The sequence below is a fragment of the Paenirhodobacter sp. genome (assembly GCF_047600745.1).
Taxonomy (GTDB): Bacteria; Pseudomonadota; Alphaproteobacteria; order Rhodobacterales; family Rhodobacteraceae; genus Rhodobacter.
This window is the reverse complement of the sequence record NZ_JASGKI010000006.1, coordinates 139,433-153,384: the sequence shown is the minus strand read 5'-3', so window position 1 is coordinate 153,384 and position 13,952 is coordinate 139,433. Positions and strand designations below refer to the sequence as shown.

General features: G+C 66.5%; 13 protein-coding genes. All 13 read right to left on the bottom strand.

What is annotated here, in order from left to right; translation table 11 throughout:
* Positions 1-37 precede the first annotated feature (37 nt).
* The 13 genes from QM789_RS19835 to QM789_RS19775 all read right to left on the bottom strand — a co-directional run bounded on the left by QM789_RS19835 (position 38) and on the right by QM789_RS19775 (position 13,951).
* Positions 38-622 (bottom strand): hypothetical protein, encoded by a 585-nt coding sequence (locus tag QM789_RS19835; protein WP_420353572.1) that lies wholly within the window; start codon positions 620-622, stop codon positions 38-40.
* Between the two features lie 343 nt (positions 623-965).
* Positions 966-2,603: an ABC transporter ATP-binding protein gene (locus tag QM789_RS19830; RefSeq protein WP_420353571.1), complete on the bottom strand. Its 1,638-nt coding sequence runs from the start codon at positions 2,601-2,603 to the stop codon at positions 966-968.
* Positions 2,603-3,439, bottom strand: a complete 837-nt coding sequence (locus QM789_RS19825) for an ABC transporter permease (RefSeq protein ID WP_420353570.1) — start codon at positions 3,437-3,439, stop codon at positions 2,603-2,605. The genes QM789_RS19830 and QM789_RS19825 overlap by 1 nt, the downstream gene beginning before the upstream one ends.
* On the bottom strand, positions 3,436-4,389 hold the full coding sequence (locus QM789_RS19820) for an ABC transporter permease (protein WP_420353569.1): 954 nt from the start codon (positions 4,387-4,389) through the stop codon (positions 3,436-3,438). The genes QM789_RS19825 and QM789_RS19820 overlap by 4 nt, the downstream gene beginning before the upstream one ends.
* Positions 4,390-4,443: 54 nt before the next feature.
* On the bottom strand, positions 4,444-6,057 hold the full coding sequence (locus QM789_RS19815) for an ABC transporter substrate-binding protein (RefSeq protein ID WP_420353568.1): 1,614 nt from the start codon (positions 6,055-6,057) through the stop codon (positions 4,444-4,446).
* Positions 6,058-6,082: 25 nt separating this feature from the next.
* Entirely contained in the window at positions 6,083-6,751 is a 669-nt protein-coding gene (locus QM789_RS19810) for an HAD-IA family hydrolase (RefSeq protein ID WP_420353567.1), read from the bottom strand.
* A gap of 216 nt (positions 6,752-6,967) precedes the next feature.
* Positions 6,968-7,882 (bottom strand): 2-hydroxyacid dehydrogenase, encoded by a 915-nt coding sequence (locus QM789_RS19805; protein ID WP_420353566.1) that lies wholly within the window; start codon positions 7,880-7,882, stop codon positions 6,968-6,970.
* Positions 7,882-9,255 carry an aminotransferase class III-fold pyridoxal phosphate-dependent enzyme gene (locus QM789_RS19800; protein WP_420353565.1) on the bottom strand — a complete coding sequence of 458 codons (1,374 nt, stop codon included), beginning with the start codon at positions 9,253-9,255 and terminating at the stop codon, positions 7,882-7,884. The genes QM789_RS19805 and QM789_RS19800 overlap by 1 nt, the downstream gene beginning before the upstream one ends.
* A gap of 18 nt (positions 9,256-9,273) precedes the next feature.
* On the bottom strand, positions 9,274-10,080 hold the full coding sequence (locus QM789_RS19795) for a GNAT family N-acetyltransferase (RefSeq protein WP_420353564.1): 807 nt from the start codon (positions 10,078-10,080) through the stop codon (positions 9,274-9,276).
* Positions 10,077-10,427: a cupin domain-containing protein gene (locus QM789_RS19790; protein ID WP_420353563.1), complete on the bottom strand. Its 351-nt coding sequence runs from the start codon at positions 10,425-10,427 to the stop codon at positions 10,077-10,079. Before QM789_RS19790 ends, QM789_RS19795 begins: the two co-directional genes overlap by 4 nt.
* Positions 10,427-11,698 (bottom strand): NAD(P)/FAD-dependent oxidoreductase, encoded by a 1,272-nt coding sequence (locus QM789_RS19785; protein ID WP_420353562.1) that lies wholly within the window; start codon positions 11,696-11,698, stop codon positions 10,427-10,429. Before QM789_RS19785 ends, QM789_RS19790 begins: the two co-directional genes overlap by 1 nt.
* Before the next feature lie 2 nt (positions 11,699-11,700).
* Entirely contained in the window at positions 11,701-12,366 is a 666-nt protein-coding gene (locus QM789_RS19780; protein ID WP_420353561.1) for a haloacid dehalogenase type II, read from the bottom strand.
* Positions 12,367-12,508: 142 nt separating this feature from the next.
* Entirely contained in the window at positions 12,509-13,951 is a 1,443-nt protein-coding gene (locus QM789_RS19775) for an NAD-dependent succinate-semialdehyde dehydrogenase (protein WP_420353560.1), read from the bottom strand.
* Between the last annotated feature and the right edge of the window lies 1 nt (position 13,952).

Here is a 13,952-nt window from a genome sequence, read left to right as displayed (position 1 = left end):
GCGGCGTGGTTGCCCCCGCGCGAGGGGCTGATGGGGGTCAACTGCGGCCATCAGCCCATTTCCATTGAAACTCCAAGTCGTTCACGTCGGAAACCCCTTGGCTGAACAGGCACACATCCTCAACACCGGAATACTCCTGACCAGAAGTCTTTCCGGCTGGTTCCACGCGAAAGGTGCCTAGTTCAACAACATTGTCTTGGGGGATGGGGTCTTTGAAAGTAGGAAACGGATGAGAAGGCTCGCTTCCGTCGTAAGCTTCATTCTGCTCTATTATATAATGATCTTTCCTCTTTGTCCGAATGCTCGTGACATCCACGCTGACCGTTTCCAAGTTGCTGATCTTGATGCCCAGGCAATCCCAGCCTTCTGGCCTCCTGCCCTTGTCATACGTCGTCAACTCGAACGATGGCGGCTTGCGCTGCATACCCTTCTTCGTGAGAGCAGCCAGCTGCCGTGAGGAGCGTGCGCTGTCCACCGCCGCAACCGCTGAGATTATGGCAGCACCCGCTGCGATTACGGCAGCAAGCGCTGCGACTAAGGAAATGATGATCGGCACCCACACTTCGATCGGCCAACCCAGAACCATCTGCCGAAACTCGTTTAGCCAGCCCAAGAAATCCATCCACTAAATCCCGTTGATTTTCAATGAAAATGCTGGGGACGGGGCGGGCTGTCAAGCTTCTCGTCGGCATCCCCGTCAGTGGGGCCAATGCCTCCCCGACACCGTGAAAACCCGCCTTGCTGCCGGGCGCGCAGCGGTTCACGCAGGTCGTACAGGGGCCAAGGCGTGCGGGAACCCGGGGCGTTCCGATCCTCGGCCGCCGGAAGATGCCGTTTCAGCGTGCCTCCGTCGGACGCAGGGGTTGACTCACACCCCACTCGGAAAACGTGCCGTGAAGCCCTCCTTCCGGGGGGAGACCGGCAATCACCACCCATAACCTGATGGCTATGTGACACAGGGACGCTTACCGCCGCATAGCCGCGCTGAACTCCGGATCGCGCGCGAGGCCGTCCAGCCAGCCGGGATCCAGCTTCGGCACCGAGGCGAAGAGCAGCCGGGAATAGGGATGTTCGGCGCCGTTCTGGATCCGGTCGGTGGGCAGGTGCTCGACCTTCTCGCCGTTGAACATGACCATCACCTCGTCGCAGATCGCCTGCACGGTGGACAGGTCGTGGCTGATGAAGACATAGGACAGGTCCAGTTCGCGCTGCAATTCCTTCAGCAGTTCGATCACCGCCGCCGCCACGACCGTATCCAGCGCGGAGGTGATTTCGTCGCACAGGATCACCTCGGGCTGCGCCGCGAGCGCACGGGCCAGGTTGACGCGCTGCTTCTGCCCGCCCGACAACTCCCCCGGCAGCCGGTGGCGCATCGCGGCGGGCAGGCGCACCATGTCCAGAAGCTCGGCCACCCGCGCCTCGCGCGCGCGCCCCTTCAGCCCGTGATAGAAGGTCAGCGGCCGGCCCAGAATATCCCCCACCGACCGCGCCGGATTGAGCGCGGTATCGGCCAGCTGGAACACGATCTGTAACCGGCGCAGGTCGTCCTTGCTGCGCTGGCGGGCATCCGCGGCGAGTTCCCGCCCCCCCATCAGGATCGACCCGGACACCGGCGGCAACAGCCCCGAAATCACCCGCGCCATGGTGGATTTCCCGGAACCGGATTCGCCGATCACGCCCAGGTTGCGGCCCTTGTCGAGCGTGCAGCTGACATCGCGCAGCGCCAGCCTGCCGGGGGCATAGGCGGCACAGACGTTGATCACCTCCAGCGCGGGCACCCGCCGTTCGCCTTCGGGCAGCGCCACCACCGCATGCGGCACCGGGTGGAAGGCCGCCAGCAGATCGCGGGTATAGGGGTGCTGCGGAGCGTGCAGGATCTGTTCGGTGGTGCCGATCTCCTGCACCTCGCCGCCCTTCAGCACCACGATCCGGTCGGCGATCTGCGCCACCACGGCAAGGTCATGGCTGACATAGACCCCCGCCATGCCGCCCGCCGCCATCACCGATTTGAAGGCGCGCAGCACCTCGATCTGCGTCGTCACGTCGAGCGCGGTGGTCGGCTCGTCGAAGATCACCAGCTTCGGCCCGCCGATCAGCGCCATCGCCGCCGAAAGCCGCTGCAACTGCCCGCCCGAAACCTGATGCGGATAGCGCTGGCCGATGGTTTCCGGTTCCGGCAGGGCCAGCGCGCGGAACAGCTCCACCGCCTTCGCCCGGGCCTGATCGAGCGGCATCAGGTCGTGGATCCGCGCGACCTCGATCACCTGATCCATCAGCCGTTTCGAGGGGTTGAAGGCCGCCGCCGCGCTTTGCGGGACATAGGCAACCTCGGTGCCGCGCATCGCGGCGCGCTGGCGCTCGGTCAGCGTCACCATGTCCCTGCCCGCCACCGTCACGGACCCCGCGCGGATCGAGCAGCCCGGGCGGCAATGGCCCATCAGCGTCATCGCGATGGTGGTCTTGCCGGAACCGGATTCGCCGATCAGCGCGACGATCTCACCCTCGGCGATGTCGAAACTGACGCCCTTGATGATCTCGATGTCACGGCCGGGATCCGTCACCGCGCCCAGCCTCAGATCGCGGATTTCAACGAAACCTGTCATCATTCGCTCCTGTCTCGGATCCGCACGGGAAGGTTGTCGATCAGCAGGTTGACCGAAATCGTCAGAGTGGCGATGGCGATCGAGGGCATGATCACCGCAGGCGCGCCAAAGGCCAGCCCGCCGATATTCTCGCGCACGAGCGAGCCCCAGTCCGCATTCGGCGGCTGCACGCCAAGGCCCAGGAAGGACAGCCCCGACAGCAGCAGCACGATGAACACGAAGCGCAGCCCCATATCCGTCAGCACCGGGCCGAGGATGTTCGGCAGCACCTCCTGCGTGATCAGATAGGGCGTGCGTTCGCCCCGCGCCCGCGCAACGGTGACGAAATCCATCGTCGAGATATTCACCGCCAGCGCCCGGGCAAAGCGATAGGCGCCCGGCGTATAGATCAGCGCCAGCACCCCCACCAGAACCGGGATCGAAGAGCCGATCCCCGCCACCACGACCAGGCCGAACAGCTTCGACGGGATCGAACTCAGCGCATCCAGGAACCGGCTCAGGCAGGTGTCGAACCAGCCGCCCAGAACCGCCGCCGTCATGCCCAGCACCACCCCCGCGAAACAGGCGATCACCACCGCAGCCAGCGAAATCCCCACGGTGTAGCGCGCGCCCATCAGGATGCGTGACAGCATGTCCCGGCCCAGATAGTCGCTGCCCAGCCAGAACTGACCGGACATCGGGCCGAAATAGTCGAAATCGACGATCTCGCCCGGCGGGTAAGGCGTCAACTGATCGCCGAACAGCGCGATGAACATCCAGAACAGGATCACCGCAGAGGCCAGCAGCCCGACGGCGTTGATACGATAGCCGAAAAGGCCATGGGAACGGGCCGTCATTTGCGCAACCTCGGGTTCGAGATGATGGCGATGACATCGGCGATGGTGATCAGCACCAGATAGCCCAGACAGAAGATCATCGCGCAGGTCTGGATCAGCGGCAGGTCGCGGGTCGAGACCGCATCCACCATCAGCTTGGCGATGCCGGGATAGTTGAACACCGTCTCGACGATGATCACGCCCCCCAGCAGGTAGGACAGCGACAGCGCCACCGCGTTGACGATCGGGCCGATGGCATTGGGCAGCGCATGGCGCAGCACGATGCGCGGCCGCGATGCGCCCTTCAGCAGCGCCATTTCCGCATAGGGCATCTTCAGCGTCTCGATCACCGCGGCGCGGGTCATCCGGATCATCTGCGCCGAAATCACGAAGCTCAGCGTGATGACCGGCATCGCATAGGCCTTGAGCAGGCCCATCACCGTGGTGGTGTCGCCCGAAAACGACAGCGCGGGCAGCCAGTGCAGCCAGACCGCGAAGATCAGCACCGCCAGCGTGGCGATCATGAATTCGGGCACCGAGATCACGCCCACCACCACCGTGTTCACCGCCCGGTCATATAGGCTGCCGCGCGCCATCGCCGTGGTGATGCCGAGGAACAGCGCGACCGGCACCGCGAACATCGCCGTCACCGCCGCGAGTTTGAGCGTATTGACCAGCCGCCCGCCGATCAGATCCGCGACCCGCATGTTGTTGGCGTAGGATGTGCCAAGGTCGCCCTGCAACAGCCCCGCCATCCAGCGCAGAAACCGCAGGATCGCCGGGTCGTTGAGGTGCATGGCCTCGCGCAGCCCGGCCACGGCCTCAGGCGTGGCGGCCTGGCCCAGAAGGATCTGCGCAATGTCGCCGGGCAACATCTCGGTTGCGGCGAAAACGATGAAGCTCACGATGACAAGGGTGATGACGGCAACGCCGATCCGGCCCAGCACCAGTGAGACGACCTGTGAATTCATGTCAGGCCTCCGCAATGGGGTGAAGGCCCGCGACGGATCGCGGGCCGTGGGGGATCAGGCCTCCAGCCAGAGGTATTCGGCCAGCGCATAGCCCATCTGGCCACCGAGCGGGTTCGGCTTCAGGCCCTTGACCTTGCCCGAATGCGCATCGACGTTCGAGATATAGACCGGGATCGCCGTGCCCGCCTCGTTCGCGACCATGACCTGCATCTCGTCGTAGATCGCCTTGCGCTTCGCCATGTCCAGCTCGCCGCGCGCCTCGTGCAGCATCCGGTCGAATTTCTCGGATTTGTATTGGCTCTCGTTCCACGGCGCATCCGAGGCATAGAGCAGCGAGAACAGGATGTCGGGCGTCGGGCGCGGGTTGATATTGCCGAAATGCAGCGGCGCCTTCAGCCAGTAGTTCGACCAGTAGCCATCAGAGGGCACGCGCTGGATGTCGAACTTCATGCCGATTTCCGCCCCGGCCTGCTGGAAGATCATCGCCATGTCGAGCGACGAGGACGCCGCATCCGAAGCCACCAGCGGGATCGTCTGCCCCAGCAGCCCGGCCTTCTCGAACAGTGCCTTCGCGCGGTCCGGGTCGAACTCCCGCGGCTTCAGATCGGCGTTGTGATAGGGGCTCATCGGCGGCACGGGCTGGTCATTCGCGATCTCGCCCAGGCCGCGCAGGGCGGATTTGTTGATCAGGTCGCGGTTGAGCAGATATTTCATGCCCTCGGCAAAGCCCGCCTTGTCGCCCGGCGCCATGTCCAGCCGCGCGTTCAGGTTGGTGTAATTGCCGCCCGTGGTGATCGACAGCACGAAATCGGGCTGCGTCTTCACCAGCCGCACCGCCTGCGGCTTGATCGTGGCGGCGAAGTGAATATCGCCCGACAGAAGCGCATTCACCCGCGCGCTGTCATCGGCAATGGCGAAATACTCGAAACTTTCGAGCGGCGCCTTCTGCGGCTTGAAGTAATTCTCGTTGCGCTTGCCGATCGAGCGCACGCCGGGCTCGAACACTTCGGAGACGAAGGCCCCGGTGCCGTTGCCCTTGGAAAAATCGGTGGTGCCCTTCGCCACGATCATGAAATGGTGCATCGCCAGCAGGACGGGCACATCCGCATTGGCCGCCGCAAGGGTGATCTGCACCGTGGTCGGATCGACGGCCCTGATCTCCTTGAACTGCGCGGCGATGGCGGCCACCTTGGAGCCGACCGCCGGATCAAGGTGCCGTTGCAGCGAAAACACCACATCCTCGGCGTCGAGCGTCTTGCCATCGTGAAAGGTCACGCCGGATTTCAGCTTGACGGTCCAGACCAAGGCATCGGCGCTTTCCACGCTCTCGGCCAGTTCCATTTCGATGGAACCGTCCTCGGTCATGAAGGTCAGCCGGTTGTAATAGGCACAGCAGCGCACATAATCGGTCGAAAGCGAGGCCTTCGCCGGGTCCAGCGTGTCGGCGGTAGAGGACGACCAGCCCGCCGCCTTCAGATGCCCGCCCGAGACCGGGGTCTGCGCCAGCGCAGCCGTGGCGCGGCCAAGGATCGTGCCGCCCATCGCGACCGAAATCCCCCCGGCCATGAACATGCGCAGCAGGTCGCGCCGGTTCGCCCCCCGGCGCAGCGCGTTTTCGACCATCGCGTCATCGGCACGGGTCCAGTTGGTGATTTCCCTGTCAGCCATTTCTTGTTTCCCTTGTTGGATTGGTTCAGACGGCCCCGGCCAGTTCGGCCATCGAGGTGAAGTGATAGTCCGGGGTGGTGAATTCGGCGGGCGCGATGGTGCCGCCATAGCCCTTTTGCGCGTGCCGCCGCTCGATCCAGCAGTTGGTCATGCCAAGCGCGCGCGACACGCCGATATCGTGATACTGGCTTTGCGCGACATGCAGAATGTCGTCCTTCGTCGCCCCTTCGCTTTCGACAAAGGCGAAGACCTTCTCGAAGAACGCCGGATCGGGCTTTTCCGTGCCGGTATCGTCCACGGTGAAGGACGCGTGGAACGGATGGCCGAGCGCGGCGCTGAAATGCTCGAACGCCCAGCGTTGCGCATTGGTCATCGCGATCAGCCGGTATTTTTCCTTCAGCTTCGCCAGCGCCGCGACGGAATCCGCAAAAGGCTTCCACCCCGGCACCGCATCGCGCAGCCGCGTGGCATGGGCGTCATCCACAGGCAGGCCCAGATCGGGCGCGATCACCTTGTACACCCGCACCAGGTCATCCGGGAAATGCCCGACATCGGGCAGGTAGCGCGCCGCGCGATACAGTTCCAGCGCGCGCTCCGGATCGAAGGCCACGCCCTGCTCCGCCGCAATCGCGGCCAGCGCGCCGGTCAACCCGGATTCAAAGTCGATCAGCGTGCCGACGACATCGAAGCTCATGTATGTGAAGTGTGACAGCGGTTTTGCTGGCATTGTGGCATTCCCTGTTAAATCCGGCGCCATTGCGCCTGTTTCCGGCCGGAGGGGTTTGCCCCATTCTACGGCCCCGTTGGTCGGCTTATCCTTCCGGCAAACCGGGCGCGGAAAACTTCAAATCGCGCCCCGGTGCAGCATAAAATTCCGTATCGCGGCGGCCCGACGGCATGGCGCCCGCGCTCAGTATCCGCGCGCCCGGTCCACCAGCCCCGCCGGGCTGTCGCCGCGCAGATCGGCCTGAATCCCCGCCAGTACATGCAGCGCGCCCTCGCGCGCCACGGTCTGGCTGGCGATATGGGGGGTGACGATCACGCGCGGGTCGCGCCACAGCCAATGGCCGGGCGGCAGGGGCTCCGGATCGGTGACGTCGAGCATCGCCTGCGCGATCCGGCCCGTGTCCAGCGCGGCGCGCAGGGCGCCGTGGTCGAGCTGCCGCCCGCGCCCCAGATGCACCAGCCGCGCCCCCATCGGCAGCCGGTCGAACAGATCGGCGTTCAGCATCCCCTCCGTCTCGGCCGTCAGCGGCAGCAGGCACAGCAGGATGTCCGTCCGCGCCAGAAAGGCATCCAGATCCGTCAGGCAGGTGACACCCTCGACCCCGCGCGGGCTGCGGCTCCATCCCGCCAGATCAAAGCCGAAGGGCCGCAGCCCCGCCAGCACCGTCTGCCCCAGATTGCCCAGCCCCATCACCCCCACGCGCCGCTCCGCCGCCGGGGTGTTGGCGCGCGGGGTCCATGCCTCGCGCCGCTGGCTGTCCAGATAGGCGGGCAGGTCGCGGTGCATCGCCAGCGTGGCCATGACCGCATATTCCCGCATCTGCCGCGCGATCCCGGGTTCTAGCATCCGCACCACGCCCACCCGCGGCGGCAGGGCGGGCAGGTCGAACTGATCCACCCCCGCCCCGGTCGAAAAGATCAGCCGCAGGTTCGGATAGTCCCGCGCGAGCCCCTCTGGCGCGGTCCAGGCGACGATGTAGCGCACCGCCTCCGGATCCGGCGCCTGCCCGACGTGAAAGGGCATGTCGGGCAGGTCCCGCGCGAACAGGTCGCGGAACACCGCGCCCCGTTCGGGGGTCGAAAGGAACAGCACCGCCATCAGCGCAGCGCCGCGCGCACGTCCGGATCGTCCAGCGTCTGGTCCAGCACCACACGGGTGCGGGCGACGATCTGGTCGATCTCCTCCTCGGTGCAGCACAGGGGCGGCGCATAGCCGATCACGCCCCAGCCGAAGGCGCGCACCACCAGCCCCGCCTGCCATGCGCGGTCGAAAATCCGCGTCGCGGGCTGCGCCGCCGCAGGCAGCGGCGTCTTCGCCGCCTTGTCGGTGACAAGTTCGATCGCCGCCAGCATGCCGCGCCCGCGCACATCGCCCACCAGCGGGTGATCCGACAGCCCCCGCAGCCCCGCCATCAGCCGCGCGCCCATCCGCTGGCCGTTCTCCAGCAGCCCGCCTTCGTACAGGTCCAGCACCGCCAGCCCGACCGCCGCCGAAACCGGATGCGCCGAATAGGTCTGCCCATGGCCCACCGCCGCCGCGCCCGCGCCATCGGCGATGGTGCTGTAAACCCGATCCGACAGGAACACCGCCCCCATTGGCACATAGCCCGAGGTCAGCCCCTTCGCCGTGGTCATCATGTCGGGGACGATCCCCTCCTCGGCGCAGGCGAACAGCGGGCCGGTGCGGCCAAAGCCGGTGATGACCTCATCGGCGATGAACAGGATGTCGAGCTCCGCACACAAATCGCGCATCGCCTTCATCCAGCCCTTCGGCGGCACCAGAACCCCGCCCGAGCCCTGGATCGGCTCGATGTAGAACGCCGCGACGCGCTCCGGCCCGCCCAGTTCGGCGACCTTGGCCAGCAGGTGGCCCCTGGAGGCCTCGATGATCGCCGCATCGCTGCCCGCCGGGTTGCGATAGGTGTCATGCGACGGAATCTTGTGCTGCCAGTCATAGGGCACGCCGAACCCGGCATGGAACGCCGGAAGCGCCGTCAGCCCCGCCCCCACCGTCGAAGACCCGTGATAGCCCTGCGCGACCGAGATGAACTGATCCTTCGCCGGCTTGCCCCGCGCGTGCCAGTAGTAGCGCACGAAGCGCACCGTGGTATCCACCGCATCCGACCCGCCCAGCCCGAAATAGACGTGGTTCAGGTCGCCCGGCGCAGCATCGGCCAGACGCGCCGCCAGCCGCACCGCAGGTTCCGCGCCCAGCCCGAAATAGCCGGTGGCATAGGCCAGATCCTGCATCTGCTTCGTCGCGGCGGCGACCACGCTTTCCTGCCCATAGCCCGCGTTGACGCACCACAGCCCGGCGAAACCGTCGATCAGTTCATGCCCCTGCGCATCGGTGATCCGCGCGCCCTTGCCCGAGGTCAGCAGGCGCACGCCCGCCGCCTCATGCCCGCGCCAGCTTGCGACCGGATGGACCAGATGCGCGCGGTCGAGTTCGACCAGTGAATTGGCCAGCATGTTCTCTCTCCTGTCAGATCAGCCCAATGCCTGCGCGGCAAGGGCGAAACGGTGGAATTCCCCGGTGCGGGGCGCGGGCGTGCCCCGGCTCATACCGATGCCGCCGCCGACATGGGCAAGGCCCAGTTCGGCAAGCCATGGCGCCAGCCCGCTGTCTTCGGTGGTATCGACGCGGATGAACCGCCCGGCGCGGTCGGCGAGCACGAAGGACAGCAGCGCGCGGGCGTCTTCGGCATTCCCCGCGATCACCGGCCCCGCCACCTCGCCCCGGCCAAAGGGACGCAGCGCGGCATAGCCCGCCACCGTCCCCTCGCGGCGCAGCACGGCCACGCGGCCCTCGCGCAGCAGCGCGGCGATCAGGCTGCGCCGGTCCGCCCCGGTGGCGGCATGGTCCAGCGCGGCGAGGGTCTCGACCTCCCCGCCCCAGTCCACGCCTTCGGGCGCCGTGGTGCCGGTCAGGATGCCCTGATGCTGCACCACCCGGTTCTGTTCGACAAAGCCCAGCTTGCGATAAAGTGGCAGGCCCGCCTCGGTGGCGACCAGCCGCCATTCCTGCGCCGCCTCCGCCATCACCGCCTCCATCAGCCGCCGCGCAAGGCCCCGGCCCCGCATTTCGGCGGCGACGATGATCATGTTCAGCATGCCGACCGGGCCGAACCCGGTGGCGAGCGCGGTGCCCACGACGCGGTTCTCGTCCAGCGCCACCACCCCCCGGCTGAGGCCAAGGATCAGCGCCCAGTCCTCGGTCCGGTGCGGCCAGCCCTCGGCACGCGACAGCGCCACCGCGCCGGGGATATGTTCGGGCAGGAAGGGAACGATACTCATCCGACGATCACATAGATCTTGCGCACGGTCTCGATCGTCTTCCAGACGCCGCGATAGCCGGGCTTCATCACGAAACTGTCGCCCTTGCGAAAGATGCGCGGCGGCTGGCCCTCTTCGGTCAGCTCGATCACACCGTCGAGCAGATGGCAGAATTCAAAGGTCTCGCCCTTGATCGAATGGTTCTCGCCCGGCGTCGCCTGCCAGATACCGGTGCGCACGGGGCCCTGCGCCGCGCTTTCATCCAGCGCCCAGGTCAGGAAATCCGGATCCCCGGCGATCAGCTTTTCCGGCGCGCATTTCGACGGCACCGGCGTGCCCATGGGGTCGATCTTCTTCAGCAGGCTCATCAGCGTATCCTGTCCAACGTCTTGTAATAAAGGCCAACCAGCGGCAGGAACCACGGCTTGCCGGTGTGGAAGGGCACGGCCTGCCAGGGCAGCCCCTCCCACGGGTTGCGGCTGTCGCGCCCGGTCATCAGCCCGGCCATGATCTCGCCCATATGCGTCGCAATCTGCGCGCCGTGGCCGGAATAGCCCATGGAGAAATAAAGCCCGTCGGCCTGCCCCGCGCGTGGGAAGCGGTCGGCGGTCATGTCCACCAGCCCGCCCCAACAATAGTCGATCGGCACGTCGCGCAGTTGCGGAAAGATCCGCAGCAGGCTGTCGCGCAGGATCGCGCCGCTTTTCGCATCCGACTGCTGATCCGAGCGCGCCGAGAACCGCGCCCGCCCGCCCCAGATCAACCGGTTGTCCGGCGACAGGCGGAAATAGTTGCCGATGTTCATCGTATTGACGCAGGTGCGGTTGCCCGGCATCACCGCCGCCACCTGTGCCGGGGTCAGCGGCGCGGTGGCGATGATGAAGCTGCCCACCGGCACGATCCGGCGGCGGAACCAGGGGAAGGCGTCGGTGGTATAGGCGCCCGTCGCCAGCAGCACCTTGCCCGCCGTCACGCTGCCCTTCGGTGTGATCAGCCGCCAGCCTGCACCCGCCTTTTCGCGCGCCGTGACGGGGGCGTGTTCATGGATCACCGCGCCGCGCCGCACGGCGGCCTCGGCCAGGCCGACGACGAAGCGGCCCATGTGCATCATCGCGCTTTTCCGTTGCAGCATCCCGCCGTGGAAGGCATCCGACCCCACCTCCGCCGCGAGGTCCGCCCGCGTGAGCAGCGCGGTGTCCGTGTCCGCATCCCTCAGCGCCTCGTAATTCCGCGCAAGCCCTTCGTAATGCGCGGGCTTCGAGGCCAGCTTCAGCTTGCCCGAACGGCGGAAGGAACAGTCGATCCCCTCCTCCGCCACGATGCGTTCGATGGTCGCCACGCCATCGTCGAAGGCGTGATACAGCGCCCGGGCCTTTTCCGCGCCGAAATGCTCCCGCGCGGCCAGATAGCTATGCGCGATGCCGTTGTTCAGATGCCCGCCGTTGCGCCCCGATGCGCCGAAGCCCACCGTCTCGGCCTCAAGCACCACGACGGAATGCCCCTCCATCGCCAGCCTGCGCGCGGCCCCCAGCCCGGTGAACCCCGCGCCGATCACCGCCACATCGTATTCCCCCCCGAGCGCCGCGGCGGCGCCGGTAAAGGCGGGCGACGTGTCGTGCCAATAGGACCGGAATTTCATCGTCACAGCCCGAACACGCCCGGCAGGCCGCGAATGTCCGCGATCTCGGTATATTCGTAATAGGGGTTCGCGGGTTCGTGGCCCCGGTTCACCCAGACCTTGGACTTGATGCCCATGTCATGCGCCGTCATCAGGTCGTAGCGGAAGGACGACGACACATGGGTGATGTCCTCCGGCCCGCAGCGGAGCTTGTCGAGCATATACTCGAACCCGTTCATCTGCGGCTTGTAGCTGCCGGTTTCCTCGGCGGTGATGACCATGTGGAAGGGCGCGCCCAGCTTTTCCACATTCGACATGATCTGGCTTTTCATCGCGTTCGACAGGATCACCAGCGGGATTTCCTTTGCGACCTTCGCCAGCCCCTCGGGCACGTCGAAATGCGGCCCCCAGGTCGGCACTTCGTTGTAGATCCGCAGCGCGTCCTCCTCGCGGAAGGTCACGCCGTTGCGCTTGCAGGTGCGTTCGAGCGAATTGTGCACCACCTCGGCATAGGGTTTCCACGCGCCGAGGATCTCGTCCAGCCGGTAGGCGGCGAAGTTCCGGATGAACTGCGCCATCGCCGGTTCCGCGAGGTCCCCGGCATAGATGCGCCGCGCGGCCCCGGCCATGTCGAAATTGGTCAGCGTGCCGTAGCAGTCGAAGGTGATGAATTTCGGGCGGAAGGTCATGGGTGCGTCCCTGTCGTTGCGGCGCCTGTCGCGCCTGTCCGTTGATCCTATGCCGCGCCCCGCAGGGGTTGCCTGCCGTTTGCGGGGCGCGCAGAGCATGAAACGCCGTATCCGCGCGGGCGGGCGGCAGGTTCTTCGGCGGTCACAGCCCGCCGATGTGGAAGGCCTTCACCTCCAGGTATTCCTCGATCCCGGCACGGGCGCCCTCGCGCCCCAGCCCCGAGGATTTGACACCGCCGAAGGGCGAGACCGTGGTCGAGACCGCGCCGGTGTTCAGCCCGACCATGCCGAAATCCAGCGCCTCCGCCACGCGCCAGGACCGGCGGATGTTCTCGGTGTAGAAATAGGCGGCAAGGCCGAAGGGCGTGCCGTTGGCAATGGCAATGGCCTCTTCCTCCGTCTCGAAGCGGAAGAGCGGCGCGACGGGGCCGAAGGTTTCCTCGCTCGCCAGTTCCATCTCGGTGGTCGCGCCGGTCAGCACCACCGGGGCGGCGTATTGGCCCGGGGGCGTGTCGGCCTGCGCGGCGATGGTGGCGCCCTTCGCCACCGCATCGGCGACATGGCGGGCGATCTTGTCGAGCGCGGCGGCATTGATCATCGGGCCGATGTCCACCGCTTCGGTGCCGGGGCCGACCTTCATCGCCCGCACCTTCGCCCCCAGTTTCGCGGCGAAGGCATCATAGACCCCCGCCTGCACCAGAATCCGGTTCGAGCAGACACAGGTCTGCCCGCCGTTGCGGAATTTCGACGCGATCGCGCCCTCGACCGCCGCATCCAGATCGGCATCGTCGAACACGATGAAGGGCGCATTGCCGCCAAGCTCCAGCGACAGCCGCTTCACCGTCGGCGCCGATTGCGCCATCAACAGCGATCCGACGCGGGTCGAGCCGGTGAAGCTGACCTTGCGCACGGTGGGGTTGGCGGTCAGCTCGGCGCCGATCTCCGAGGGCATCCCGGTGACGATATTGATCACCCCCGCCGGGATCCCCGCGCGCTCCGCCAGCACGCCCAAGGCCAGCGCCGAGAAGGGCGTGAATTCCGAGGGCTTGATGACCACGGTGCAGCCCGCCGCCAGCGCCGGGCCGACCTTGCGCGTGATCATCGCATTCGGGAAGTTCCACGGCGTGATGATCGCCGAAACCCCCACCGGCTGTTTCAGCGTGAGGATGCGGCGGTCGGCGGTGGGGGCCGGGATCACGCTGCCGTCAATGCGCCGCGCCTCCTCGGCGAACCATTTCACGAAAGAGGCGCCGTAGCCGATTTCTCCCCGCGCTTCGGCGAGCGGCTTGCCCTGTTCCCAGGTCAGGATCCGCGCCAGATCCTCGGCATGATCGTTCATCAGCGCGAACCAGCGTTCGAGCAGGGCCGCGCGTTCGCCATGGGTGCGTGTCTTCCACGCGGCAAAGGCCGCATCCGCCGCCTCGATCGCCGCGCGGGTTTCCGCGCCCGACAGGTCCGGGATGGTGCCGATGACCTGCTGCGTCGCCGGGTCGGTGACCTCGACCACCTTGCCGCTCGCGGCATCGCGCCACGCCCCGCCGATCAGCGCCTGCTGGCGGAACAAGTCCTTGTCGTTCAACTGCATG

Excerpts from the sequence above, each read along its gene's own strand:
- QM789_RS19800 (WP_420353565.1), bottom strand. The coding sequence starts at position 9,255 with ATGCTGGCCAATTCACTGGTCGAACTCGACCGCGCGCATCTGGTCCAT.
- QM789_RS19785 (WP_420353562.1), bottom strand. The coding sequence starts at position 11,698 with ATGAAATTCCGGTCCTATTGGCACGACACGTCGCCCGCCTTTACCGGC.
- QM789_RS19795 (WP_420353564.1), bottom strand. The coding sequence starts at position 10,080 with ATGAGTATCGTTCCCTTCCTGCCCGAACATATCCCCGGCGCGGTGGCG.
- QM789_RS19830 (WP_420353571.1), bottom strand. The coding sequence starts at position 2,603 with ATGACAGGTTTCGTTGAAATCCGCGATCTGAGGCTGGGCGCGGTGACG.
- QM789_RS19780 (WP_420353561.1), bottom strand. The coding sequence starts at position 12,366 with ATGACCTTCCGCCCGAAATTCATCACCTTCGACTGCTACGGCACGCTG.
- QM789_RS19820 (WP_420353569.1), bottom strand. The coding sequence starts at position 4,389 with ATGAATTCACAGGTCGTCTCACTGGTGCTGGGCCGGATCGGCGTTGCC.
- QM789_RS19790 (WP_420353563.1), bottom strand. The coding sequence starts at position 10,427 with ATGAGCCTGCTGAAGAAGATCGACCCCATGGGCACGCCGGTGCCGTCG.
- QM789_RS19815 (WP_420353568.1), bottom strand. The coding sequence starts at position 6,057 with ATGGCTGACAGGGAAATCACCAACTGGACCCGTGCCGATGACGCGATG.
- QM789_RS19805 (WP_420353566.1), bottom strand. The coding sequence starts at position 7,882 with ATGGCGGTGCTGTTCCTTTCGACCCCCGAACGGGGCGCGGTGTTCCGC.
- QM789_RS19775 (WP_420353560.1), bottom strand. The coding sequence starts at position 13,951 with ATGCAGTTGAACGACAAGGACTTGTTCCGCCAGCAGGCGCTGATCGGC.
- QM789_RS19835 (WP_420353572.1), bottom strand. The coding sequence starts at position 622 with ATGGATTTCTTGGGCTGGCTAAACGAGTTTCGGCAGATGGTTCTGGGT.
- QM789_RS19825 (WP_420353570.1), bottom strand. The coding sequence starts at position 3,439 with ATGACGGCCCGTTCCCATGGCCTTTTCGGCTATCGTATCAACGCCGTC.
- QM789_RS19810 (WP_420353567.1), bottom strand. The coding sequence starts at position 6,751 with ATGAGCTTCGATGTCGTCGGCACGCTGATCGACTTTGAATCCGGGTTG.